This is a genomic window from Polaromonas sp. UC242_47 (genome assembly GCF_044452385.1).
In the GTDB taxonomy this organism is placed as follows: Bacteria; Pseudomonadota; Gammaproteobacteria; order Burkholderiales; family Burkholderiaceae_C; genus Polaromonas.
The window spans coordinates 1,169,778-1,192,799 of sequence record NZ_JBIOAO010000001.1 but is presented as its reverse complement, the minus strand read 5'-3'; the positions used below and the strand labels follow the sequence as shown (position 1 = coordinate 1,192,799).

Sequence of the window (23,022 nt, the reverse complement as noted above, 5' to 3'; positions counted from 1 at the left end):
AAAAATACATGGGGTCATGCATCCTCCTCGCCATGACGGCGGAAGAGGTTTGGATTGAAATGAGGGCCTTACTTCTTGCGTTCAAGGCCATCGGCAAACAAGCGCAAGGTGGACATGGGCACTTCACCCATCGCGGTCAGCCAGAAAGCATCCATGCGCCGGGTCAAGGACTGGGTGGCGCCCATGGAGAGTTTTGATTCCTTGTTATGGCGCTGGCTGTCGAAGGGTTCGACAAACAGCGACACCGACGCCAGGCCATCCGAGAATATCCACTGCATGGGCTCGCCCTGGGACTGCGCTGTGTCCGGGCGCTTGTAGCAACTCATGGGCTGGAAACCGGCCACGGGTGTTTTCAGCACCCAGCCTTCGGCACTGGCCGTGGTTTTGACGAGCTCGGGTTTTTCGACCCGGTAACCCTCGACCTTGTTCATCATTTGCGCCAGCTTGTCGAGCTTGACGGGCGCATCGAACTGCAACTCTGAAAACGCAGCCTGCTCCAGCACCGTGCCATCGGTGTCCAGCGTCTGCAACTTGACCACCAGGCCCTTCTTGTGCTCGGCCCAGACACGGTAGCCAAAACGCATCTTGTCCTTGGGAACCAGGGCAATCACATCGGCGTCCAGACCTGCCACACGCTCACGGCCTTCCTGCTTGACTTTGTAGAAGTCGGCAATGTGGCTGTCGGTGGATTTGAGCAGTTCGGGGAAAAGACCTAACGATTCACGCTTTTCGCTGCGGACCACCTTGCTCTCGGGCAAAAAGGTCACAACATTGTCGTTGTGCCGAAAGATGGAGCGCGGCGCGCCTGTCAGGGTTTCAACACGCTCAATTTGCTGCGCCCCGTCGCACACATGCCAAATCCTGGCGCTGGACATGACGCCGCCGGACGAGACCACAAACGTGCCTACGTAAGAGCGGTTCCTGGAGGCTTCGTGCATACGCATCAACCAGTCGTTGATGCTTTTGGACTCCGCCGCCGACGCGGGGGCAGGCGCCGCAGGCGTTTGAGCCGCTATGTAATTAGTAGCCATCAGCGCACATCCGGCAAGGGCTACGAGGCGAAAAAGCTTAAAACTCATAGGTAGGGACTGGCTGGTCGTGGCGCACAAAGAATGCTTCAACGCCGCTCGCTCTGGGGCGTTTCAAAGGTGGCGTTGCGCAAAAAGCCCGAAGGCATTTGCAAGGCCGACGTGCCGCCAAACTGTTTGTGCGCAGCCAGCAGCTCTTCCATGCGGGCATCACGCACCACGGCGCCCTGCTCCGACATGACCAGCACCTGCTGCGACGGCTCGGCACGGGCCAATTGCGGCGCCACAGACGGCGCCAGCAAACCGGTCCCGACGTTCCAGGTCACCGCCACCACGGCCGCAATGGACACAAAACCTGCGATCATCTTCCAGCGAAAGCTGGCATCGTTGACGGCTTCGCGGGCGGGACGGCCGGCGGGCAAGATCTCGGCCTGCAAAGCCCAGTCGGAAGAGGCCTGCACAGCCGGCGCTGGCGCCGCATGGTAAACCGGCTCCTGGCTCAAGCGGACACGCAAGCGGGTGACAAACGCGGCATCCGAGCCAGGCGCCATCGCCCCGGGTGAACGCAACACGTCGCCTATGAGGTGGTAGGTGCTCCAGCTGTCCAGCGCCTGGGCATCACCTTCACACACCGCCAGCGCACGTGCAAAATCTTCGTTCTCCAGCTGGCCATCGGCCAGGGCGGAAATCAGTTCACTGTTTTGCGTTATCGGTTTCATGGTGTCAATGGGCAGTTTGTGCCTGCCGGGTTCAATCATTTGCTTTGGCTTACAAGGACATGGCGATGATTTTCAAAACCTGCTCGTGCCGCGAGGCGCTTCTTACCAGCGCTTGCCGGACTGACTCTCCAGCAAGGGCCGTATTCTTTCGGAAATCGCTTCCCGGGCTCTGAATATCCGTGAACGCACGGTACCAATCGGGCAATTCATCGCCTCGGCGATTTCTTCGTAACTCAAACCTTCGATTTCCCGCAGGCTGATGGCCTGGCGCAACTCTTCAGGCAAAGCCTCCATGGCCGCGTTCACCATCTGGGCAATTTCCTTGCTGGCGAGCACGGCTTCCGGCGTCTCTGAACTCGTTAGTTCGTTTTCCAGCGGGGAAGTTTCATCATCCTCGCCGGATTTGAAGGAATTTTCCGAGACCGTCGGGTTGCGCTTGAGGTCCATCAGGGATTTTTTGGCGGTGTTGACGGCAATCCGGTACAGCCAGGTGTAGAACTGAGCCTCGCCCCGGAACTGAGCCAGCGCGCGGTAAGCCCGGATAAAGGTCTCCTGCGCAATGTCTTCGACCAGGTCCACGTCACGCACCATGCGGCCTATCAGGCGCTGAATGCGGCGCTGGTATTTGATGACCAGCAACTCAAACGCCTTCTGGTCACCCGCTACCGTGCGCTCGACCAGCAAGGCATCGCTGTCGTCGGCCGTGGCGGGTTCTGGAGGAGGAATGTTGGCACTCATGAAGAAAGGCGTGACGAAGAGGATGCTGCGGCAGTATCCACCGCAGCAGGCAGCGAGATATCAAACGGCGTGGCATCCGGCCATACCTTGCGCCGCGAATATACAGCACGGCGCAAATCCAGCCAGCGCTCCGGCATGGCACGCCGGTCGGCCCACAGCCACAAGGTGGCATGGTCGTGATTTTCCAGCCTGAGCAAGAGGATGCGTTGAAAATCAAGCGCCACCGTCAGTTCCCGCGCCGCGGTCCCGGCCTGGTAACCCTGGCTTTCCCAAGACCAGACCTGCCCGTCCCAGCGCAACTGGCCCACAGGCGAATTTTTCCACCCCCAAGCGGCCGCGGCACCAGCCGCCACCACGGCGGCCAAGCCCAATCCCAGCCGCCAGTCCCAGCCCGGTGCGCTGCGCCACCAGAGGATCAGCACCACCACCCCGGATAACCAGAGGCCCAGCAACACCCCGGCCTGAAAACGCGAACGCCCCAGCGGATAAACAACCGATGGGGCGTTATGCATGATCAGGGCAGTCAGTGATAAGGCTTGACGCTCAACGTGTGAGGAGAAAAGGCCTTAAACCCGCTGGAAGACCAGCGTGCCGTTGGTACCACCAAAGCCGAAGTTGTTTTTGACGGCAACATCGATTTTGGCGTCACGTGCCGTGTTCGCACAGTAGTCGAGGTCGCACTCGGGGTCCTGGTTGAAGATGTTGATGGTGGGCGGGATTTTTTGATGGTGCAGCGCCAGCACGGTAAACACCGACTCTATGCCGCCCGCGCCACCCAGCAGGTGCCCGGTCATGGACTTGGTGGAACTCACCACCAGGTTTTTGGAATGGTCACCGAAAGCGGCCTTGATGGCATTCGTTTCGTTCAGGTCCCCCAGTGGCGTGGACGTGCCATGCGCATTGAGGTAGTTGACCTGATCGGCGTTGATGCCGGCATTTTTCAAGGCCATGACCATGGAGCGGCGCGGACCATCAATGTCCGGCGCCGTCATATGGTAGGCATCGGCACTCATGCCGAAACCCGTGACTTCGGCGTAAATCTTGGCACCACGCGCCTTGGCGTGTTCATACTCTTCCAGCACCACCACACCACTGCCCTCACCCAGCACAAAACCGTCACGGTCCTTGTCCCAGGGTCGCGACGCGGTCTTCGGGTCGTCGTTGCGGGTGGACAAGGCACGGGCCGCGGCAAAGCCGCCCACACCCAGAGGCGACACGGTCGCCTCGGAGCCGCCAGCCACCATCACGTCGCAATCACCGTATTCAATCATGCGCGCCGACAGACCAATCGCATGCAAGCCGGTGGTACAAGCCGTCACAACACCGATGTTGGGGCCCTTGAAACCGAACTTGATGGACACATGGCCGGAGATCATGTTGATGATGGACGCCGGCACAAAGAACGGCGAAATGCGGCGTGGGCCGCGATTCGTCAGTTCGGTGTGTGTCTGCTCGATCATCGGCAAACCGCCAATGCCCGAACCGATGTTGCAACCTATCCGTGTGGCCATCTCGTCGCCGAGGGCATCGCCGGTAGGCAAGCCGCTGTCGGCCACGGCCTGGCAGGCTGCTGCCAGCCCCAGGTGAATGAAGCGGTCCATGTGCCGGGCTTCTTTTTCGGGGATGTAATCCGCGATATTAAAACCTTTGACCTCACCGGCAAACTTGCAGGCAAAACTGCTTGCATCAAATTGCGTGATCAGATCAATACCCGACTGACCCGCCAGCAAATTGGCCCAGCTCTCAGACACCGTGTTACCCACGGGACTGATACAGCCCAGACCTGTCACAACGACGCGACGACGGCTCATGCGCAAATCCTGAAGAAATTCCCGAAAGGCCGGACATGGCCTTTCAAGCTGGATGAAAAAAGACCGGGGTCTTTAGGCTTTTTGGTGGGTGTTCGCGTAGTCGATCGCGTTCTGGACCGTGGTGATCTTCTCGGCATCCTCATCGGGGATTTCAATGCCAAATTCGTCTTCCAGAGCCATCACCAGTTCTACGGTGTCAAGCGAGTCAGCGCCGAGGTCGGCCACAAAGGCTTTTTCGTTGGTGACTTGGCCTTCTTCCACGCCAAGTTGTTCGGCAATGATTTTCTTAACACGTGCTTCGATATCGCTCATAGTTCCCTCTGAGGGTTGTGAATTAATCCGTGATTTTAGCGTTGTTAGGTTTCTTTCCCTAACCCGCCAGCCGGACGGATAAAACCCGGCTTGTTTCCAGCGCCTGCAGCATGCGCTCGCCGCACCATTTTTCATGGCGCTGGCGAAGCAAGGCCGGCAGCCGCCGGATGGTTACATATACATGCCGCCGTTGACGTGCAGCTCCTGGCCGGTGATGTAGGCCGCCAGCGGGCTGGCGACAAACGCCACGGCGTGCGCGATGTCTTGCGGCTTGCCCAGGTGACCCAGCGGAATCTGCCCCAGCAGGGCTTTTTGCTGCTCTTCCGGCAAATTGGCGGTCATGTCGGTTTCGATAAAACCCGGCGCCACGCAGTTGACGGTGATGTTGCGGCTGCCCAGCTCACGGGCCAGCGCCCGCGTCATGCCGGCCACACCGGCTTTGGCGGCAGCGTAATTGGCCTGGCCGGCATTGCCGGAAGCGCCCACCACCGAGGTGATGCTGATGATGCGGCCGTAACGCTGCTTCATCATGGTGCGCATCACGGCGCGGCTCATGCGAAACACGGCTTTCAGGTTGGTGTCCAGCACCGCGTCCCAGTCTTCGTCTTTCAGGCGCATGGCCAGCGTGTCGCGTGTGATGCCGGCGTTGTTGACCAGCACCTGCAGGCCGCCGTGGGTCTTGACGATCTCGTCGATCAGCGCTTCGGCTGCGGCACCATCGTTCACATTGAGGTTTTTGCCGACACAGCCCGGGAAAGCCGCCAGCGCCTGGCTGATTTTGGCCGCGCCCTCGTCGGTGGTCGCCGTGCCTATGACTTTCAGGCCCTTGTGCGCCAATTCCAGCGCAATCGCTGCGCCTATGCCGCGGGATGCTCCGGTGACCAGGGCCACCTGTCCTTCAAACTTGATTTCGCTCATGCCAGCAACTCCTTGGCTTGCGCCAGGCTATCGGGATCAAACAGGGCTGCACCCGTCAGTTCCGCATCAATACGTTTCACCATGCCGGCCAACACCTTGCCGGGGCCGCATTCGACAATCGTCGTCAGCCCGCGTGCCTTGATGGCTTGCACACACTCGACCCAGCGCACCGGGCCAAAGGCCTGCCGGTACAAGGCGGCGCGAATGTTGGCGGCATCGGTCTCGACCGTCACGTCGATGTTGTTGATCACCGGAATGGTGGGTGCGGCCAGACTCAGGCTGGCGAGTTTTTCTTTCAGCTTGTCGGCAGCAGGTTTCATCAGGCTGGAGTGAAACGGGGCCGACACCGGCAAGGGCAAAGCACGTTTGGCGCCATTGGCCTTGAGAACTTCACAGGCTTTTTCGACGGCCGCCTTGCTGCCGGCAATCACGGTCTGCATCGGGTCGTTGAAATTGACCGCTTCCACCACTTCCAGGGTGTTCGGGCCAAAAGTGCTCAGCGCTTCGGCACAACCGTCGATCACGCGGGCGGCGTCCATGCCCAGAATCGCGGCCATCGCGCCCACACCGACCGGCACGGCATCCTGCATGGCTTGCGCGCGAAAACGCACCAGCGGTGCGGCCTGCGCCAGGCTCAGGACGCCGGAGGCGACCAGCGCGGAATATTCACCCAAAGAATGCCCGGCCACCACCGCCGGCACAGCGCCGGTGTCGGCGAGCCAGGCGCGGTAAGCCGCCACCCCGGCCACCAGCATCACCGGCTGGGTGTTGGTTGTGAGGCCCAGCGCTTCTTTCGGACCGTCCTTGATCAGTTGGGCCAGGTCTTCGCCCAGCGCGTCCGAGGCTTCGCGCAGGGTCTCACGCACGACAGGGTGATCACCCCATGCGTCCAGCATGCCAACCGACTGGGAACCTTGTCCAGGAAAAACAAAAGCAAAAGATTTCATGAAATTTTGAATCAAAACAGCCTCCAGCCCATATAAGACGGGCGTGAACAGCTATAGATTTAAGAGTACCGCGCCCCAGGTGAAACCGCCGCCCACGCCTTCCAGCATCAGCGTGTCACCCTTCTTGATCTTGCCGCTGCGTACGGCCACATCAAGCGCCAGCGGAATCGAGGCGGCCGAGGTGTTGCCGTGCTGGTCTACCGTGACAATCAGTTTTTCCAGCGGCATCTTCAGTTTTTTTGCCGTGCTTTGCATGATGCGGATATTGGCCTGGTGCGGAATCAGCCAGTCGATGTCGCTGTCCTGCAAGCCGGCCTTGGCCAGCGTGGCACGGGCCGCCGCCTCCAGCACGCCGACCGCCAGCTTGAACACGGCTTGTCCGTCCATCTTGAGCAGTGGGTCGCCAATCACTTTGCCGCCCGCCACGGTGCCCGGCACGCACAGAATGCCAACGTGTTTACCGTCGGCATGCAGGTCGGTCGCTAGGATGCCGGGGGTGTCCGACGCTTCCAGCACCACGGCGCCGGCGCCGTCGCCAAACAACACACAGGTGGTACGGTCCGAAAAATCGAGGATGCGCGAAAACACTTCGGCACCGATCACCAGCGCCTTGGTGGCCGAACCGGTCTTGATCATGGCGTCGGCGACGGTCAGCGCATACACAAAACCGCTGCAAACCGCCTGCACGTCAAACGCCGGGCAGCCGGCGATGCCGAGCTTGTTTTGCAAAATACAGGCGGCCGACGGGAACACCATGTCAGGTGTCGACGTGGCAACAATGATCAGATCAATGTCTTTGGCCTCCAGGCCGGCGGCCTGCAAGGCGTTTTTGGCGGCTTCGAGACCCAGGTCGCTGCTACAGACATCAGGCGCAGCAAAATGGCGTGCACGGATACCGGTGCGTTCGACAATCCACTCGTCGGACGTTTCAACACCCTTGGCAGCCAGTTCGGCAGCCAGTTCGGCGTTGCTCAAGCGGCGCGGCGGCAAATAGCTGCCAGTGCCTGTGATGCGTGAATAAGGGCTCATGGATGAATTAGTGTGCGGGGGTGGAGTCAGCAAGCGCCGCTGCAACTACCGTTTCCGCCGGTGCCAACGCGGCTCTGGCCAACAAAGGCGCAGCATGTGCAATACGTTCTCTCACCCTGTCCAGCAAGTTGTTGCGAGCTGCATCATAAGCCCGATTCAAAGCCCGCTCGAAAGCAAATGCATCTGCTGAACCATGGCTCTTGAACACCAGGCCGCGCAGGCCCAACAAGGCTGCGCCGTTGTAACGCCTATGGTCCAGGCGATTTTTAAATGCAGATAAGACCGGATAAGCAACGATGGCGGAAATTTTCGTGAAAATATTTCGCGAAAACTCAGCTTTGATAAAACCGCCAATCATGCTGGCCAGGCCTTCGCTGGCTTTCAGCGCCACATTGCCGACAAAGCCGTCGCAGACAACGATGTCCACCACGCCTTTGAAAATGTCATTGCCCTCCACGTTGCCGTGGAAATTCAAATCCCCACTTTTGGAAGCAGATCGCAGCAATTCACCGGCTTTTTTAATGACTTCGCTGCCTTTGATGGCTTCTTCGCCAATATTGAGCAGGCCAACACTGGGGCTGGCCTTGTTCTCAATGGCCGAAACCAGGGCGGAGCCCATCACGGCAAATTGAAACAAGTGATCTTCGGTGCAATCGATATTGGCACCCAGATCCAGCACCGTGGTCGCGCCGCCAGCCGCATTGGGCAACTGGGTGGCAATCGCCGGCCGATCAATGCCGTCCAGCGTCTTGAGCACATAACGGGCAATCGCCATCAGCGCACCGGTGTTACCAGCTGAGACCGCCGCTTGGGCGACACCGTCCTTCACCTGGGTGATGGCGACACGCATGGACGAATCTTTTTTGCGCCGCAAGGCGACCTCGATCGGGTCGTCCATGGTCACCACCTCCGTGGCGGCCAGGATCTGGCAGCGCGGGTGGGACTGGATGCGGGAAAACTGCGGCTGCGCGGCCAGCACGTCGGGCTGACCGACCAGCACAATCGCGGCCTCGGGATGGTGATCCAGAAAAGCCAGGCTTGCGGCCAGGGTGACGGAGGGACCGAAGTCTCCGCCCATGGCATCGACAGCTATCCTGATCATGGCAGGACCCGCGCAGTCAAAAATAATGATTTCAACAAAACAAAGGCCCGCAGTATGAGTGCGGGCCAGTCGTTAAAGCGTGGAATTACGCTTCGGATTTTGTTTTCAGCACTTTACGGCCACGGTAAAAACCGGTGGGGCTGATGTGGTGACGCAGATGCGTCTCACCCGTGGTGGACTCGACAGCGATGCCTGGAACGGTCAACGCGTTGTGGGCGCGGTGCATGCCACGCTTGGAAGGTGATTTTTTGTTCTGCTGGACGGCCATAATCCGCTCCTGAGGGGGTGTAGGGTTGGTAAATTACGCCACTCACCCATCACGGGGTCGCAGCGCCAAGCCTTTGATTATAGCGCGATACCGCCAGGTTTTCCAGAAGCGACTTTGGCGACCCGAATACCGGGCTTTTGGCCGCACTCGAAACACCTCTGAAAACCCGTCGTATCACGTTTATTTTTTGAGTTTTGCCAGTGCTGCAAAAGGATGGGGTTTGGCGTCTTCCTGCTCGGCCAGTTCGGCTTCGCCAGCACTGAACACCGGGTTCTCGGGACAGGTGTCGTGCATGGGCACCAGGGGCAGCGCCATCAGCAATTCGTCTTCCAGCACCTCCAGCACATCGAACTGCGGCGTCATCACCAGCAGGTCTTCTTCGGACTGGTCATCCTCGGCCATGGCGATGTCTTCATCGGCAACAAAGCGGTACCACTGATCCACCTCCACGGTGGTGGGCACGGCGCCCATGCAGCGCTGGCAGGTCAGCGGCAGCACGGCCTTGGCTTGCAGGTGCAGCCAGACCACGTCTTCGGCGCCAGCCTGCGGCCGCAGCTCGGCGACCGCCTGCCAATTGATAGACAAATCGGGCTGCAGCCCATGTAATTCGTGCGCCAGGCGCTCCATATTTTGTAGCGGCGTGATTTCAACAAGCGGCAGGCCTTCTTGCGCAAAAGCCTGCATATTGAGCCGCTGGGCGTTAAGATTTTTCGACATGGCAAGCAGTGTAAGAGAATCGCTGCATGAACCCTGCCCTTCCCACGGATGCCCGCACCGGCCTCTCCGACATGCCTCCCCGCGCCCTGATTCTCGGCTCGACCTCGCGCTATCGTCGCGAACTGCTGCAACGCCTGAACATTCCTTTCGAGGTCGCCGCGCCCGATGTGGATGAAGCCCCACAAGCCGAAGAAGCCCCGGCGCAACTGGCCCAACGCCTGGCGCTGGCCAAGGCCCGCGCAGTGGCCGCCAACTTCCCGAACGCCGTGGTCATAGGCTCCGACCAGGTCGCGGACCTGAACGGCCAGCCGCTGGGCAAACCCGGCACCCACGAACGGGCCGTGGCCCAGTTGCGCCAGATGCGTGGCCAGACCGTCATTTTCCAGACCGCGGTGGCCGTGGTCTGTCTGCAAAGCGGTTTCGAGCAGACCGACCTGGCGGCGGTGAAAGTGCAGTTTCGCGCGCTCAGCGACGAGGAAATCGAAAATTACCTGCGGGCCGAACAACCCTACGATTGCGCCGGCAGCGCCAAAAGCGAAGGCCTGGGCATCGCCCTGCTGGCCTCGATTGACAACGACGACCCGACCGCCCTGGTCGGCCTGCCCCTGATACGCACCTGCCGCATGATCCAGGCCGCCGGCATCCCGCTGTTATCCACCCGGAAAGCCACGTCATGAGCACCACACCCAAAGGCAAGCTTTACCTGGTGCCCGCCCCCTTGGACTTCGGCTGCGCCGTGCAGGCACCGATTCAGGACGTGATGCCGTTGGGCACGCTGCAAGTGGCGGCCACCTTGTCCCACTGGATTTGCGAAAACGCCAAAAGCACACGCGCCTACCTCAAACGGGTGGGCGAAGTGCAGCCCCTGCTGCAGACCATACAGGCGCAGCAAATCCAGGAACTGCCGCGCGAAGTGCATAAAAAGGCGATCACGGCGGCAATTTTGATGCACGGCCGCTGCTCAAAGCCGCACTCGAAGGCCACGACATGGGCCTGGTCAGCGAAGCCGGCATGCCGGCGATTGCCGACCCGGGCTCGTCGGTGGTGCGTGCGGCGCATGACCTGGGCCTGCAGGTGTTGCCGCTGGTCGGCCCCATGTCCTTGATGCTGGCCCTGGCCGCCAGCGGCCTGAACGGCCAGAACTTTGCGTTTGTCGGTTACCTGCCGCAAGACGGCGGCGAACGCAGCCAGCGTATCCGGGAGCTGGAGTCCTTGGCCCTGAAAACCGGCCAGACGCAAATCTTTATTGAAACACCCTACCGCAACGCCGCCCTGCTGCAGGCCTTGCTGCAAACCCTGCAACAAAACACCCGCCTGGCCCTGAGTGGCGGCCTGACCATGGCCAACGGCTGGTCGCGCAGCGCACTGGTCAGCGGCTGGAAGCGCGACAAACCCGCCACGCCGCTGGATTTGCCCACGGTGTTTTGCATAGGCCGCTGAGCAATTTCTGTCTTCGGCTCGCCCGTAAAAAAGCCCGCATCATGCGGGCTTTTTTTTGTTAGCTGAACTTGCAGTATTTAACGAATCGCAGGCGCCAGTTTCAAGGTGTGCATCGCACCGTCACCAATGGCCGCGCCAAACTTCTTGGCCAGGCGTTCGGCCACGTTTTCGCGGCGTGTGTAGTCGATGATTTCTTCGGTCTTGACCACTTCGCGGGCCACGTATTCCAGCGAACCAAGGTGGTCGGCCAGACCCAGTTCGATGGACTGCTGGCCGGTCCAGAACAGGCCGCTGAACATCTCAGGCGTTTCCTTCAGGCGTTTGCCGCGGCCGGCCTTGACCACGGTGATGAACTGCTGATGGATCTGATCCAGCATGGTCTGCGCATAAGCACGCTGCTTTTCAGTTTGCGGGCTGAAGGGGTCCAGAAAACCCTTGTTTTCGCCGGCGGTCAGCAGGCGGCGCTCGACGCCGACCTTGTCCATCAGACCGGTGAAGCCAAAGCCGTCCATCAACACACCGATGCTGCCGACAATGCTGGCCTTGTCGACGTATATGTTGTCGGCCGAGGCGGCGATGTAATACGCCGCCGAGGCGCAGGTTTCTTCCACCACGGCATACACCGGCTTTTTGTATTTGGCCTTGAGGCGAACGATTTCATCGTTCATCATGCCGGCCTGCACCGGGCTGCCGCCGGGGGAATTGATCAACAAGACCACGGCCTTGGAACCTTCGTCCTCAAAGGCGGCGCGCAAGGCGGCGTTGACAAACTCGGCGCTGGCATCGGCACCTGCTGCGATTTCGCCCTTGATCTCGACCACCGCGGTGTGGGGGCCGCTGACGCTGGTGGTGGCCGTGCTGCGGTGCAAACCAAACCAGAGCAGAAACACAAAAAACGCCAGCCAGGACAGGCGCACAAAGGTTTTCCAGCGGCGGGTGGCCTTTTGCTCGTTCAGCGCGGCAAACGCCAGCTTCTCCAGGGTTGCCCGCTCCCAGCCCGGGGTCAGCGCCTTGGCGCCTCGGCCCGCTACGTTTTCAGGAGCTGCTTGCGCAGTCTGCTCAAGGGCTGGAGGCCGATTTTGATTATAAATTTCGTCATCAGACGGATCGGGGCGGTTTGAATCGTTCATACGGTAGTTTAGAACTCCATGGCTTTAAGTTTGTAGGAGGTATGCCAGAAAATAAGTCCGTCGCGTTCCGAGAGGTCGATCTTGACCAGCCCGCCGTGGCAAGGGCCACCACGGCATTGTCCGGTATCCGGCCGGTAAACGGCGCCATGGCTGGCGCACAACAACCACTGCCCGCTGTCGTCAAACACCCGGTTCGGCTGCCAGTCCAGCTCCATCGCCACATGGGTGCAACGGTTCAGGTAAGCGTGCGGCTGGCCTTCAAAACGGATGGCAAAGGCCCGGCAGGTCTGGCCCGCATAACTGACATCAAAAGGCACGGCCTCGCCGCCTTCGACCAGTTCGGTGGCCCGACACAACGCGATGTGAAGGTCAGCCGGGTCCGCCATCTCAGGCGTGCTGGATCAGCCAGTCGTGCAGCTCCTGCACGGAATGGGCAATAAAACGCGGCCTGAGGGCCGCAAAAACATCACTCTCATGGGCGCCGTAACTCACGCCGACACTGGGGCAAGCGGCATTCAGCGCCATTTGCAGGTCGTGGGTGGTGTCACCAATCATCAGCGTGCGGGCCGGCGTCACGCCAAACTCTTCCATCAACTCGTGCAACATGCGCGGGTGCGGCTTGCCTATGGTTTCATCGGCGGTGCGCGAGCCGTCAAAACAACCCTTGAGCTCCACCGCCTGCAGGGCCTCGTCCAGCCCGAGGCGGCTTTTGCCGGTCGCGACCGCCAGCTTGTGGCCACGCGCTTTGAGCGCGGCCAGCAGCGGCAACACACCGTCAAACAGGCTGATGTCGTTCTGGTGGGCGATGTAGTGATGGCGGTAACGCGCGCCTAGCTCGGGGTATTTGTCTTTCGGCACGTCGGGCGCGGCGTGGGCCAGGGCCTGCATCAGCCCCAGGCCGATCACATAGGCGGCGGCCTCGTCGCTGGGCACGGTGCCGCCCACATCGCGCACCGCGGCCTGGATACAGCGCACGATGATTTTGGTCGAGTCGAACAGCGTGCCGTCCCAGTCGAAGGCAATCAGGTCAAAGTTCAGGGGCTGGGACGGGGATGGCATGGGCGGTGAAACTCTCAAGATCGGGCGGAAGTGCGGCCAGCAGATCAATACGTTTGCCGCTGGACGGATGGGTGAACTTTAACCGCCAGGCATGCAGAAACATGCGTTTGAGCGCCGGGCCGGCCACTTCTTTTTGCAAGGCCTTGTTGAGCTCGAAGTCGCCGTATTTGTCGTCGCCGGCAATCGGATGGCCTTCGCTGGCCAGGTGCACACGGATCTGGTGGGTGCGGCCGGTCTTGATGGTGACCTCGAGCAAGGTGAACCCCTGGCCCGGCATCCCGGCCGGCGGCGCCAGCCTGGCCTTGACCTTGACCAGGGTCACGGCACGCATGCCGTCCGGATGGTCTTTGCCGACCACCTGGACGCGGCGCTCGCCGTCGGCCAGCAGGTATTTTTGCAAAGGCTTGTCCAGCACTTTTTTATTGGCCGGCCAGGCGCCGCTGACCAGGGCCAGGTAAATCTTGTCGGTTTCACGCTCGCGAAACTGCTCTTGCAGGTTTTTCAGCGCCATGCGTTTTTTGGCGACCAGCAAAATGCCGCTGGTTTCCCGGTCCAGCCGGTGCACCAGCTCCAGGAAGTTCCAGTCCGGGCGCGCCATGCGCAACTGTTCGATCACGCCAAAAGCCACACCGCTGCCGCCATGCACGGCCACGCCGGCCGGTTTGTCGATGGCCAGCACATGGTCGTCTTCAAACAGGATGGGGAACTCGCGCGAGGGCGCATAACCCCCGACGGTGGAGGCCGCGCCATGACGGGCGACCTCGACCGCCATGGCCTTGGCTTTTTCGTCGGCCCGTTCGGAGGTGCGCACCGGCGGCAGGCGCACCACATCGCCAGCCGCGACGCGGGTGTCGGCCGAGACCCGGCCCTTGTTGATACGCACTTCGCCGCTGCGAATGATGCGGTAAACATGGGTTTTGGGCACACCCTTGAGCTGGCGGATCAGGAAGTTGTCCAGCCGCTGGCCGGCAAAGTCGGCGTCCACGGTCACCAGGGTGGCTTGCGGCACGGCTTTGGCCACGGCGGATTCTGCTACTTTTCCAGGCATTGGAGGGGGGATGGGAGGGAGCGGAGAAAAAGTCGGCCGGGCGAGTCTGGACGCGGCCGGGGGTTTACCCGGGCGCCTTGTTTTGCCTGAACCTGCGCCTATAATGTGTTTCACTAGCGACAAGCTGTAAGTGGTTGATTTGTCTGGGAGTTTAGTCCACACACCAATCAACGCGCTGCCAACAGCCTTGCTGGAAGGTCGACGCCACTGGCAGCAAATGCCCGCAAGCGCACGGTGCCAGGCACCCCGCGGCGAGAAAATGCTGTGCAGACGAGTCGACGTTTTGCGAATACAACTACGGAATACAAGGTGTTCAGCCCTGCGGGCTGGACACGGATCCAAGCGAGATCTGGTCTTTGAATGGGTAGCCTGCTGATGACAACACTGGTCGTACTGATGAATTTATGCCTGCGGCGCTTTTTAGCCCCGCTTTCAGGCATTAATCAGCCGCCAGCCCCTGTCCTTCGGGCACAAGTCGCTACGAATTTTGTAGCAAATATCTATCAGACCCTGATCCGCTCCATCCACGCGCCTACGCCCAGACTGCGCAGCTGACCGGTTCACACCAGTCGCTATAGCGCCGTCAAAGGCTCTCCGGCAATTCCCCACGTTCGCACAACGTCTGCTCCGGCGTCGTTTGCCCATTTTTCGGGCAGTGATGATTTGAGACAGAGAAGAACGAAGGGATCCCCATGAAACGCATGCTGGTCAATGCCACCCAGGCCGAAGAACGCCGCCTGGCCATTGTCGACGGACAAAAACTCCTCGACTACGAAATTGAAATTGAAGGGCGCGAACAGCGCAAGGGCAACATCTACAAAGCCGTCGTGACACGTGTCGAGCCTTCGCTCGAAGCCTGTTTTGTCGACTACGGTGAAGACCGCCACGGCTTTTTGCCGTTCAAGGAAATCTCCAAACAATACTTCGCCCAGGGCGTGTCGGTCAGCCAGGCGCGCATCCAGGACGTGATCCGCGAAGGCCAGGAAATCCTGGTCCAGGTCGAAAAAGAAGAACGCGGCAACAAGGGTGCGGCCCTGACGACCTTTGTGTCGCTGGCCGGCCGTTACGTGGTGCTGATGCCCAACAACCCGCGCGGCGGTGGCGTCAGCCGCCGTATCGAAGGCGAAGACCGGGCCGAGCTCAAAGAGAACATGGACCAGCTGGAATACCCGGCCGGCGCCAGCATCATTGCCCGCACCGCCGGCATCGGCCGCAGCGCCGCCGAGTTGCAGTGGGACCTGAACTACCTGATCAAACTCTGGACCGCGATTGACGGCGCCGGCAAAGAAGGCAAAGGCGCTTTCCTGATTTACCAGGAATCCAGCCTGGTCATCCGCGCCATTCGCGACTATTTCAACAGCGACATCGGCGACATCCTGTTCGACACCGACGACGTCTACGAACAAGCGCGCCAGTTCATGGCCCATGTGATGCCTGAACACGAGCACCGCGTCAAACGTTACCGCGACGACGCCCCGCTGTTCTCGCGTTTCCAGATCGAACACCAGATCGAGTCGGCTTACGCCCGCACCGTGCAACTGCCTTCCGGCGGCGCCATCGTGATCGACCACACTGAAGCCCTGGTTTCGGTCGACGTCAACTCGGCCCGCGCCATCAAGGGCGGCGACATCGAAGAAACCGCGACCCGCACCAACCTGGAAGCCGCTGACGAAGTCGCGCGCCAGATGCGTTTGCGCGATCTGGGTGGCCTGATCGTCATCGACTTTATCGACATGGAAGAGTCGCGCAACCGCCGCGACGTGGAAAACCGTTTGCGCGACGCGCTGCGGCAGGACCGCGCCCGTGTGCAGTTCGGCACCATCAGCAAATTCGGCCTGATGGAAATGAGCCGCCAGCGTCTGCGCCCTGCCCTGTCGGAAGGTGCTTCAATTCCTTGCCCGCGTTGCGGTGGTTCCGGCCACATCCGCGACACCGAAAGCTCGGCACTGCAAATCCTGCGCATCATCCAGGAAGAGTCCATGAAAGACAGCACGGCCTCGGTGCTGTGCCAGGTCCCGGTCGATGTGGCGTCTTTCCTGCTGAACGAAAAACGTTCGGAAATCGCCAAGATCGAAATGAAACAGCGCATCAACGTGCTGCTGGTGCCTAACAAGACACTGGAAACACCGAACTACCGCCTGGAGCGCCTGAAACACGACGACCCGCGCCTGGACAACATCGACGCCAGCTACAAGATGGCGGTAGAGATCGAAGATCCGACCACCGTCACACGCCGCAGCCAGGAAAAGCACAACAAGCAGGAACCCGTGATCAAGGGCGTCTTGCCCGATGCGCCCGCCCCTGCCGCCGTGCCCAAGCCGGCCCCCGTGGCAGCAGCGCCCGCCGCCGCCAAACCCCGTGCGCCGTCTGCAGCGCCTGCGGAAAAAGGCTTTTTCGCCAAGCTCAAGAGCTTTTTTACCGGCGACGAAGCCCCCGCAGCACCTGCTCCGGCCAAGGAAGTCAAAAAAGAAGAACGCAGCGAAGGCCGTCGTGACGAACGCGGCGAGCGTGGTGAACGCAGCGAGCGCGGCGGCGAACGCGGTGGCCGTGATGGCCGTCGCGGTGGACGCGGTGGACGTGGCGGCGAAGGCCGTGGCGGTGAAGCACGCAGCGAAGGCCGTCCGGAACAGCAGCGCGAAGCGCGTGCTGGCGAAGGCCGCAATGAACGCGGCGAACGTGGTGAAGGCCGTGGCGGTGAGCGCCGCGAGCGCAATACCGAAGGCCGCAACGAGCGTCCGAACGCGGAAGGCCGCGCAGAAGGTACGCGCCAGGAACGTCCTGCCGGTGAAGCCCGCAACAACGAAGCCCGTCCGGAACGCACCGAGCGCCCTGAGCGCGGCGAGCGTCCTGAAGGCCAAGGCGGTACCGAAGGCCGTGGCGAACGCAATCGCCGTGGCCGTGGTGAACGTGGCGGTGAACGCGGCGAGCGCGCCGCCGCACCGGCACGTGATGCCGAGCAGCAAGACCTCGCCCTGGCCAACCAGGCCGCCATGGCAGCCGCCATGGCCGGCGACGCGCCGCAGCGCCAGGAACGCCCGGCCGCAGACGCCGGCCGTGACGGCGAACGCCAGCCAGGCGGCCGCAACGAAGGCCGTGCTGAAGGCCAGGGCCGCCGCGAACGAGGTGACCGTGGCAACCGCCGCAACGAGCGCCGTGACGAAGGCAACGCCCCGGTCGCCGGCAACCCGTCCGACCACTTTGACGCTGCCCAGGCCCCGGCCACAGCCAAGCTGGACGAAGCCGGCAACCCGGTCGCCTCGGCCGATACACAGAACCGTGCCGAGGGCGAAGACCGCCAGCCGCGCGAACGCCGCAGCCGCGACCGTTATGGCCGCGACCGTCGCGAACGTTCAGAGCGTGGTGACCTGCCCGCTGATGGCAGCGCCGAAGGTACCGCACCCGCTGCCGCCGCTGAAAACCTTCAGCCAAATCAGCCTGCAGCCCAGGAAGAACGTGCACCGGCAGCTACTGAATTCGTAGCAAAGGCCGAGCCCGTGCGGGCACCGCAAGTTACAGCACCCCAGCCAGCACCCGTGGCAGCTGCTGCACCCGCCCCTGTGGCGGCTGCGCCAGCCAGCGTGGCACCTGCTGCTGCGGCGGCACCTGCCGCCGCGGCGCCAGCCGGCCGTGCCTTGCCAAAGGTTCAATCCTATGACCTGCCGCTGCAAGACCTGGCCCAGGTGGCCAATGCATCCGGCCTGCAATGGGTGAACTCGGACGCCGGCAAAATTGCCCAAGTCCAGGCCGCCATGGCTGCCGAACCCAAGCCGATCCACGTTCCACGTGTTCGTCCCCCAGCACCTCAGCTGGACGCCAGCCCGCTGGTGCTGGTCGAAACCAAACGCGATCTGGGCAACATGAAGCTGCCGTTTGAGCAAGCTGCGCCGGCAGCCGGCGAACGCACGGAGTAATTGCAGCGCCAGTCCTGGCGCTTCAAGCATCAAAGGCAGCTTTCGGGCTGCCTTTTTTTCGTCTGGATATTTGAACTGATCGCTGTCGGCATCACGCTGTTGAGTGGCTTGCCTTGGACAGTGGGCGTAACTCCCCACTCCCTCCCCTAACCCCTCCCTCGCCCCGCTGGGCGATGGAGGGGGACTTCATTTGGCCGCGTGTGCTGCGCCCGCGTGCATGAACGACGGTCTCTTGGGCATGACAGGACGCGCTTCGCGCGTCCTGTCTCCTCGCATTGATTTTTCTCCCCCACCCCTTCTGTCTGCGCCGAGGAGCGCAGGGCCAGTCGGATCAGGGTGAGCGATTGTCTGAGCGTAGCGAGTTCGAGCTCGACCCCGACTGGACCGAGCACCGCAGGTTGCCCCTGAGCGGCAGTGAAGGGGACGCAGACAGTGGGGTCGCCTTTTCTTTTGCTTACTTTTCTTTTGGCGACGCAAAAGAAAAGTGAGTCGGCCACCGGGGCGAGACCCGGCTAGCTCGAAGCTGCAATACAGCTCACGCTGGCACAGACTTCAACATGCCCACGAATGGGGCAGCAGAAACTAAGCCTCAGCCGCCCGCTTGTAAGCCAACGCAGCCGCCGACGCATCATCCCGCTGCTCGGCCAGCAACGCCAGCGCCCGCCAGGCATTGCGGTGCAAACCGGCATCCTGCAAGGCCAGCGAGGCCTGGGACAACAGTTGCTGGGCCTTGCCCCAGAGCTGGCGCTTCAGGCAGGCCATGCCCGCGAGGTACTGCAGATTGGCATCACGTGGGCGCTGCTGCTGCGCGGTTTCGATACGCGCCAGCCAGGCCGAGTCGATCGAGTCCAGCCCAGCTTCCAGCACCTGGATCAGTTTGATGCGTTGTTTGTCGCCGATGTCAGAGCGCGGCTGCATCACCGGCTCCCAGATTTGCAACAACCAGGAGCGGGCCAGGTCGGCGTCGCCCTGCAAGGCCATCAGGCGCGAGGCGGCATGAATCACCAGCTCGGGCATGGCGCGTTCGGTGGCGTCCAGCGAAGACCAGGCGGTCTGCAGCTGCGCCGGGTCATGCGCCGCGCCCAGCAATTCCAGCGCCAGACCGCGCACCAGGCTTTGCGCGGCGTCCGGCGAAAACGCGCGGTGTTTGGCCAGCAAACGCGCCGTCTCCAGCGCCTGCAAGGTTTGCCCGGCCTGCCGCGTGGCGCGCAGCTTGGTGCGCAGGGCCAGGGTGCGGCGTGACGCGCCTTGCGGCATCTGGCCCAGCAACTCCAGCGCTGCGGCGGGGTCGCGGTCGTCCAGCGCCCAGCGTGCGGCACGCAGTTGCACGCCTTCGCGGGTTTCCTGGGCACTGTGATGTGTGCTTTTTTCGAGCGCCTGCTGCAAATGTTCGTCACGCAAGGGCTTGTTCTGCAGCGCCTGCGCGCTTTCAGCCGCCAGCAAATGCGCCAGCAGCCGGAGCTGGGTCGCGCGTGCGGCGTTGTAACTGCTGACATCGCTGGAGGTTTGCGCCAGCTGGCTCAGGCTTTTTTCCTGCACCAGGGCGTTTTGCGCCAGTTTGGTGGAACGGATAAAACGCCCGGCCATCAGGTGCGACAGCGCATCCATGAAGGCGGCGTACATGGCGCGTTCTTTTTGCTGGGCACGCCAGCGCCTGGCTTGCGCCGGCAGGGAAAACACCGCCGAGGCCGCACGCAGCGCCACATACAGCAGCGTGAAGAAACCGGCCAACAGCAAGACCAGCAGGTTGAAGGAAATGTCGATGCGGTGCGGCGGCCAGAACAGCGTGACCACCGCCTGGTTGTTGCCGGCCACCAGGGCCACCGCCACCGCAATGCCAAACAGGGCCAGAAGCCAAAGTGCGCCACGCATGGTAATCCCCTGCCTAGCGGCCCGCGGCCGCGGTGGCCAGCGCAGCCAGGGTTTCGTCCAGGCGCGGCAGCTCGGTGGACTTGGTCTGGTTTTGCACCTGTTGCAACAACTGCAGGGCCGCCTGCGTTCTGCGCGAGGCCGGATCAAAATATTTGCCCATCAGCGCACCGGCGCCGGCCAGGTCGGCGCGTACGCTGGCGGTTTGCCGTGACAACAGGCCCAGGCGTGCATTGAGCAGTTTGAGCTTGATGTTTTCACGCAGGAAAAATGACTGTTCGGGCGCCAGCAAGGCCGCGTCGGGCTGGTCAATCCGGCTGACACGCAGCAAACCACGCGCTTCATCGCGCACGCCCTGCCAGGTGCGCTGCCACCAGTCTTTCAGCGCCAGGCGGTCCAGCAGCGCCAGCGCCGCATTGTCGGAGGTCGCCGGGGCGGACGCGGCACGCGCCGGTGCGGGCGCGGCGGGGCTTGCGGGGGCTGCGACCGGGCGGGCGCCAGGGCCTGTGAACATGTCGTTGGCCAGTGGCAAATCGTCCACCAGCCGCGTCAATTCATCAAGTTTGAGCAGCAGGCCGGGCACATCGGTCACCGTGGTGGCCTTGATACGTTCCACGTCGCGGGCAATGGCTCGCTGCAAGGGGTTCAGGCGCGGCTGCGCGGCCCGTGCCAGGCGCTGGTCGGCCGATTTGAGCGCCGCCAGCATGGGCTCGGCGCTGCCGGTCAGCTGGGCCTGCTGCTGGGCCAGGCGCAAGGACGATTCGACATCCACCACCAGGTTTTCGTCGCGCGAACGCGAGAGGCTTTGCATCAGTTCTTCGAGCTGGGTGCGCTGCAGGCTGACTTCGCTGAGCCGGGTTTCCAGCACGGTGAGGCGGCTGGTCAGCTCGTGCGAACCTTCCTGCGCCTGCCGTGCCAAGGTGCGGGCTTCAATCGATTGCGCCGTCGCATCACTGCTGCGCCGCGCCAGTTCTTCCTGGATGGCACCCAACTTTTGCCACAACAAGGCGCTGAACAACAAGCCCATGGCGGCCAGCAACAGGGTCAGCAAGGCCCAGGGCTTGGGCACCAGCCAGCCGCTGGCGGGTGGGCCGGACTCAGGCGCCAGGCCCGCAGCCCGCTCGTCCACGCGCTCCGCGGGGGGCGTGGGCAGTGGGGTGGGGGTGGAATCGCTGTCGCTCATGGTGGTATTGATTCTATCGAGGCCACGATGTCGCGCAGCGCCGGGCGTGACTCGATAACAACACCCCAGCCCGCCGCACGCACGGCGTCGGCAATACGCGGGTGGGTGGCGATGGCGCGGGCCTGCGACCAATCCTGAGTCGGCAGGTGGCCCACCGCTTCGGAACTGCTGAACAGCCAGACCGAGCCGTCACCGGCAGCAGTGAGCATCCGCTGCCGCTGCGGCGCCGTGAATACAGGCGCGCATCGCTGGTAAACCGACAGAAATTCGAGCTGTGCACCGGCCGCCCGCAGTTGTTGCGCCAGCCAGTCGCGACCATTGCCGCCGGCCTGTTGCTCAGCGCCCGGGCTTTGCCCGCGCACGATCAACACGCGCCGGCCCTGCCACGGGCGGCTGGCCACCTGCGCCCACAAGGCTTCGGAGTCAAACTGAGGGGCATCGGCCGCCGGCGCATCAATCCGCCCGGCCGGCACGCCTGCGCCCAGCAAGGCCTCCACGGTGCCCGGTCCAGGGGCCATGAAGCGCGGCCCGCCAGATGGATCAGTCGCTACAACATTCATAGCTGCTTGCACCCGCTCCCTATGGGCTGGAGCCTGATCTGATGCAAAAAAATGTTCCACCGCATTGGTGCTGACAAACATCAGCGCGGCATACGAATTTATCTCGCGCCAGGCCTGCTGCAGGCCCTGGTCTTCCGGCAAGGCGGCAATCTGTATCAGCGGCAGCGCCTCGGCCTGCAGGCCCAGTTGCTGCAAGGCCTGCACCCAGCGGCGGGCATCACGCTCGGGCCGGGTGACGATGATACGCACGGGGGTCAAACCACCGGGGTGTTGCTGGCCCAAACCGCGCCACCGGCGCGCAGCGAGGCTGCGACCTGCTCGCCCAAGGCCTCGGCCTGGGCAAAGGTCCGCACCACCGCCTGTTGCTCGGCGCGCACCAGCGGCTGGCTGCTGCCCTGGCCATCGGGGCCGGGCTCGCCCCAGGCGGCTTCCAGCCGCATCTCGCCCTCGACTTGCGGCGCGCGGATAAACGCCGCCAGCGGCATGGAGCAACTGCCGCCCATGGCGCGCGACACCGTGCGTTCGGCCGTCACGGCCAGCCAGGTCGGCTGGTGCGCCAGCGTGGCCAGCGCATCGATCAAGTCCTGGCGGTCGGCCCGCACCTCAATACCCAGGGCGCCTTGGCCGGCGGCCGGCAACATCTGCTCCGGCTCGAAGGCGTGGCGAATGCGGGACGCCAGGCCCAGCCGTTTCAAACCAGCGGCAGCCAGCACAATCGCGGCGTATTTGCCCTCGTCCAGCTTGCGCAACCGGGTGTCGAGGTTGCCGCGCAAGGGTTCAATCTTCAGGTCGGGCCGCAGGCTTTTCAGCAACACCAGGCGGCGCAGGCTGGAGGTACCCACCACAGCGCCCGGCGGCAACTCGGCCAGCGAGGAAAAATCGTTGGACACCAGCGCATCACGCGGGTCTTCGCGCTCCAGCACACAGGCCAGCGCAAAACCTTCGGGCAGGTCCATGGGCACGTCTTTTAACGAATGCACGGCCAGATCGGCCCGCCCTTCGCTGAGCGCCACTTCCAGTTCCTTAACAAACAAACCTTTGCCGCCGACCTTGCTCAGCGAGCGGTCCAGGATCTGGTCGCCCAGGGTGGTCATGCCCAGCAGGCTGACGCGCCAGCCCAGGCGGGTCTCCAGCAGGGTTTTGACATGTTCGGCCTGCCACAGCGCCAGCCGGCTTTCGCGGGTGGCAATCACAACGTGGGGGGGGATGGGGGAATCTGCGCGCACTCGTAAC

22 protein-coding genes and 1 pseudogene are annotated in these 23,022 nt (G+C 62.4%); 3 read left to right on the top strand and 20 right to left on the bottom strand.

Annotated features, from left to right (window positions below; translation table 11 throughout):
• Positions 1 to 68: 68 nt before the first annotated feature.
• The 12 genes from ACHMXK_RS05805 to ACHMXK_RS05750 all read right to left on the bottom strand — a co-directional run bounded on the left by ACHMXK_RS05805 (position 69) and on the right by ACHMXK_RS05750 (position 9,589).
• Positions 69 to 1,031, bottom strand: coding sequence for a MucB/RseB C-terminal domain-containing protein (locus ACHMXK_RS05805; protein WP_397438482.1), 963 nt, complete (start codon positions 1,029 to 1,031; stop codon positions 69 to 71).
• An 86-nt stretch (positions 1,032 to 1,117) separates the two neighbouring features.
• Complete coding sequence (locus ACHMXK_RS05800) at positions 1,118 to 1,747, bottom strand: sigma-E factor negative regulatory protein (RefSeq protein WP_397438480.1); 630 nt, start codon at positions 1,745 to 1,747, stop codon at positions 1,118 to 1,120.
• A 102-nt stretch (positions 1,748 to 1,849) separates the two neighbouring features.
• Positions 1,850 to 2,485 (bottom strand): RNA polymerase sigma factor RpoE, encoded by a 636-nt coding sequence (gene rpoE, locus ACHMXK_RS05795; RefSeq protein WP_397438479.1) that lies wholly within the window; start codon positions 2,483 to 2,485, stop codon positions 1,850 to 1,852.
• A complete protein-coding gene (locus ACHMXK_RS05790) occupies positions 2,482 to 2,997 on the bottom strand; it encodes a hypothetical protein (RefSeq protein WP_397438477.1) in 516 nt (171 codons plus the stop codon). The genes rpoE and ACHMXK_RS05790 overlap by 4 nt, the downstream gene beginning before the upstream one ends.
• Positions 2,998 to 3,051: 54 nt before the next feature.
• Positions 3,052 to 4,296: a beta-ketoacyl-ACP synthase II gene (gene fabF / locus ACHMXK_RS05785; protein WP_397438476.1), complete on the bottom strand. Its 1,245-nt coding sequence runs from the start codon at positions 4,294 to 4,296 to the stop codon at positions 3,052 to 3,054.
• A gap of 72 nt (positions 4,297 to 4,368) precedes the next feature.
• The gene (gene acpP / locus ACHMXK_RS05780; RefSeq protein WP_007873885.1) at positions 4,369 to 4,608 is read right to left on the bottom strand and encodes an acyl carrier protein; all 240 of its coding nucleotides are present in this window, start codon (positions 4,606 to 4,608) and stop codon (positions 4,369 to 4,371) included.
• 171 nt (positions 4,609 to 4,779) lie between these two features.
• Positions 4,780 to 5,526, bottom strand: a complete 747-nt coding sequence (gene fabG / locus ACHMXK_RS05775) for a 3-oxoacyl-ACP reductase FabG (protein ID WP_397438474.1) — start codon at positions 5,524 to 5,526, stop codon at positions 4,780 to 4,782.
• Positions 5,523 to 6,473 carry an ACP S-malonyltransferase gene (fabD, locus tag ACHMXK_RS05770; protein ID WP_397438472.1) on the bottom strand — a complete coding sequence of 317 codons (951 nt, stop codon included), beginning with the start codon at positions 6,471 to 6,473 and terminating at the stop codon, positions 5,523 to 5,525. Before fabD ends, fabG begins: the two co-directional genes overlap by 4 nt.
• Positions 6,474 to 6,524: 51 nt before the next feature.
• Positions 6,525 to 7,502 carry a beta-ketoacyl-ACP synthase III gene (locus ACHMXK_RS05765; RefSeq protein WP_397438471.1) on the bottom strand — a complete coding sequence of 326 codons (978 nt, stop codon included), beginning with the start codon at positions 7,500 to 7,502 and terminating at the stop codon, positions 6,525 to 6,527.
• Between the two features lie 7 nt (positions 7,503 to 7,509).
• Positions 7,510 to 8,604, bottom strand: a complete 1,095-nt coding sequence (gene plsX / locus ACHMXK_RS05760; protein WP_397438469.1) for a phosphate acyltransferase PlsX — start codon at positions 8,602 to 8,604, stop codon at positions 7,510 to 7,512.
• Positions 8,605 to 8,689: 85 nt separating this feature from the next.
• Positions 8,690 to 8,872, bottom strand: coding sequence for a 50S ribosomal protein L32 (gene rpmF, locus ACHMXK_RS05755; RefSeq protein ID WP_096669354.1), 183 nt, complete (start codon positions 8,870 to 8,872; stop codon positions 8,690 to 8,692).
• Between the two features lie 180 nt (positions 8,873 to 9,052).
• Positions 9,053 to 9,589 carry a YceD family protein gene (locus tag ACHMXK_RS05750; RefSeq protein ID WP_397438467.1) on the bottom strand — a complete coding sequence of 179 codons (537 nt, stop codon included), beginning with the start codon at positions 9,587 to 9,589 and terminating at the stop codon, positions 9,053 to 9,055.
• A 26-nt stretch (positions 9,590 to 9,615) separates the two neighbouring features.
• Here ACHMXK_RS05750 and ACHMXK_RS05745 point away from each other — a divergent pair, with 26 nt between their 5' ends.
• Together ACHMXK_RS05745 and ACHMXK_RS05740 are read left to right on the top strand one after the other, a co-directional pair.
• Positions 9,616 to 10,266 carry a Maf family nucleotide pyrophosphatase gene (locus ACHMXK_RS05745; protein WP_397438465.1) on the top strand — a complete coding sequence of 217 codons (651 nt, stop codon included), beginning with the start codon at positions 9,616 to 9,618 and terminating at the stop codon, positions 10,264 to 10,266.
• A pseudogene (locus tag ACHMXK_RS05740) lies at positions 10,263 to 11,029 on the top strand (SAM-dependent methyltransferase). Before ACHMXK_RS05745 ends, ACHMXK_RS05740 begins: the two are co-directional and overlap by 4 nt.
• Positions 11,030 to 11,106: 77 nt before the next feature.
• On the opposite strand, the gene ACHMXK_RS05735 reads toward ACHMXK_RS05740, so the two are convergent.
• The 4 genes from ACHMXK_RS05735 to ACHMXK_RS05720 are packed head-to-tail and all read right to left on the bottom strand — an operon-like array spanning position 11,107 to position 14,380.
• Complete coding sequence (locus ACHMXK_RS05735) at positions 11,107 to 12,159, bottom strand: S49 family peptidase (RefSeq protein WP_397438463.1); 1,053 nt, start codon at positions 12,157 to 12,159, stop codon at positions 11,107 to 11,109.
• Between the two features lie 8 nt (positions 12,160 to 12,167).
• Positions 12,168 to 12,545, bottom strand: coding sequence for a Rieske (2Fe-2S) protein (locus ACHMXK_RS05730; RefSeq protein ID WP_397438461.1), 378 nt, complete (start codon positions 12,543 to 12,545; stop codon positions 12,168 to 12,170).
• A 1-nt stretch (position 12,546) separates the two neighbouring features.
• Positions 12,547 to 13,218, bottom strand: coding sequence for an HAD family hydrolase (locus ACHMXK_RS05725; RefSeq protein ID WP_397438459.1), 672 nt, complete (start codon positions 13,216 to 13,218; stop codon positions 12,547 to 12,549).
• The gene (locus ACHMXK_RS05720; protein ID WP_397442453.1) at positions 13,187 to 14,380 is read right to left on the bottom strand and encodes an RluA family pseudouridine synthase; all 1,194 of its coding nucleotides are present in this window, start codon (positions 14,378 to 14,380) and stop codon (positions 13,187 to 13,189) included. The genes ACHMXK_RS05725 and ACHMXK_RS05720 overlap by 32 nt, the downstream gene beginning before the upstream one ends.
• Before the next feature lie 578 nt (positions 14,381 to 14,958).
• Here ACHMXK_RS05720 and ACHMXK_RS05715 point away from each other — a divergent pair.
• Positions 14,959 to 18,177: an Rne/Rng family ribonuclease gene (locus tag ACHMXK_RS05715; protein ID WP_397438458.1), complete on the top strand. Its 3,219-nt coding sequence runs from the start codon at positions 14,959 to 14,961 to the stop codon at positions 18,175 to 18,177.
• Positions 18,178 to 18,759: 582 nt separating this feature from the next.
• Here the strand turns inward: ACHMXK_RS05715 and ACHMXK_RS05710 are convergent.
• From ACHMXK_RS05710 to hemC, 4 genes are read right to left on the bottom strand one after another with little or no spacing between them, the layout of a single operon-like run.
• Complete coding sequence (locus tag ACHMXK_RS05710) at positions 18,760 to 20,049, bottom strand: heme biosynthesis HemY N-terminal domain-containing protein (protein ID WP_397438456.1); 1,290 nt, start codon at positions 20,047 to 20,049, stop codon at positions 18,760 to 18,762.
• Positions 20,050 to 20,062: 13 nt separating this feature from the next.
• Positions 20,063 to 21,229: a uroporphyrinogen-III C-methyltransferase gene (locus tag ACHMXK_RS05705; RefSeq protein WP_397438454.1), complete on the bottom strand. Its 1,167-nt coding sequence runs from the start codon at positions 21,227 to 21,229 to the stop codon at positions 20,063 to 20,065.
• Positions 21,226 to 22,047, bottom strand: a complete 822-nt coding sequence (locus ACHMXK_RS05700; RefSeq protein ID WP_397442451.1) for a uroporphyrinogen-III synthase — start codon at positions 22,045 to 22,047, stop codon at positions 21,226 to 21,228. Before ACHMXK_RS05700 ends, ACHMXK_RS05705 begins: the two co-directional genes overlap by 4 nt.
• Positions 22,044 to 23,015 (bottom strand): hydroxymethylbilane synthase, encoded by a 972-nt coding sequence (gene hemC, locus ACHMXK_RS05695; RefSeq protein WP_397438452.1) that lies wholly within the window; start codon positions 23,013 to 23,015, stop codon positions 22,044 to 22,046. Before hemC ends, ACHMXK_RS05700 begins: the two co-directional genes overlap by 4 nt.
• Positions 23,016 to 23,022: the final 7 nt, after the last annotated feature.

Bases quoted from the DNA above. Each gene is read 5' to 3' on its own strand.
- ACHMXK_RS05745 (WP_397438465.1), top strand. From the start codon at position 9,616: ATGAACCCTGCCCTTCCCACGGATGCCCGCACCGGCCTCTCCGACATG.
- fabD (WP_397438472.1), bottom strand. From the start codon at position 6,473: ATGAAATCTTTTGCTTTTGTTTTTCCTGGACAAGGTTCCCAGTCGGTT.
- ACHMXK_RS05730 (WP_397438461.1), bottom strand. From the start codon at position 12,545: ATGGCGGACCCGGCTGACCTTCACATCGCGTTGTGTCGGGCCACCGAA.
- ACHMXK_RS05765 (WP_397438471.1), bottom strand. From the start codon at position 7,502: ATGAGCCCTTATTCACGCATCACAGGCACTGGCAGCTATTTGCCGCCG.
- ACHMXK_RS05805 (WP_397438482.1), bottom strand. From the start codon at position 1,031: ATGGCTACTAATTACATAGCGGCTCAAACGCCTGCGGCGCCTGCCCCC.
- rpmF (WP_096669354.1), bottom strand. From the start codon at position 8,872: ATGGCCGTCCAGCAGAACAAAAAATCACCTTCCAAGCGTGGCATGCAC.
- ACHMXK_RS05790 (WP_397438477.1), bottom strand. From the start codon at position 2,997: ATGCATAACGCCCCATCGGTTGTTTATCCGCTGGGGCGTTCGCGTTTT.
- ACHMXK_RS05715 (WP_397438458.1), top strand. From the start codon at position 14,959: ATGAAACGCATGCTGGTCAATGCCACCCAGGCCGAAGAACGCCGCCTG.
- rpoE (WP_397438479.1), bottom strand. From the start codon at position 2,485: ATGAGTGCCAACATTCCTCCTCCAGAACCCGCCACGGCCGACGACAGC.
- ACHMXK_RS05710 (WP_397438456.1), bottom strand. From the start codon at position 20,049: ATGCGTGGCGCACTTTGGCTTCTGGCCCTGTTTGGCATTGCGGTGGCG.
- fabF (WP_397438476.1), bottom strand. From the start codon at position 4,296: ATGAGCCGTCGTCGCGTCGTTGTGACAGGTCTGGGCTGTATCAGTCCC.
- ACHMXK_RS05725 (WP_397438459.1), bottom strand. From the start codon at position 13,218: ATGCCATCCCCGTCCCAGCCCCTGAACTTTGACCTGATTGCCTTCGAC.
- acpP (WP_007873885.1), bottom strand. From the start codon at position 4,608: ATGAGCGATATCGAAGCACGTGTTAAGAAAATCATTGCCGAACAACTT.
- fabG (WP_397438474.1), bottom strand. From the start codon at position 5,526: ATGAGCGAAATCAAGTTTGAAGGACAGGTGGCCCTGGTCACCGGAGCA.
- ACHMXK_RS05705 (WP_397438454.1), bottom strand. From the start codon at position 21,229: ATGAGCGACAGCGATTCCACCCCCACCCCACTGCCCACGCCCCCCGCG.
- ACHMXK_RS05800 (WP_397438480.1), bottom strand. From the start codon at position 1,747: ATGAAACCGATAACGCAAAACAGTGAACTGATTTCCGCCCTGGCCGAT.
- ACHMXK_RS05750 (WP_397438467.1), bottom strand. From the start codon at position 9,589: ATGTCGAAAAATCTTAACGCCCAGCGGCTCAATATGCAGGCTTTTGCG.
- ACHMXK_RS05735 (WP_397438463.1), bottom strand. From the start codon at position 12,159: ATGAACGATTCAAACCGCCCCGATCCGTCTGATGACGAAATTTATAAT.
- plsX (WP_397438469.1), bottom strand. From the start codon at position 8,604: ATGATCAGGATAGCTGTCGATGCCATGGGCGGAGACTTCGGTCCCTCC.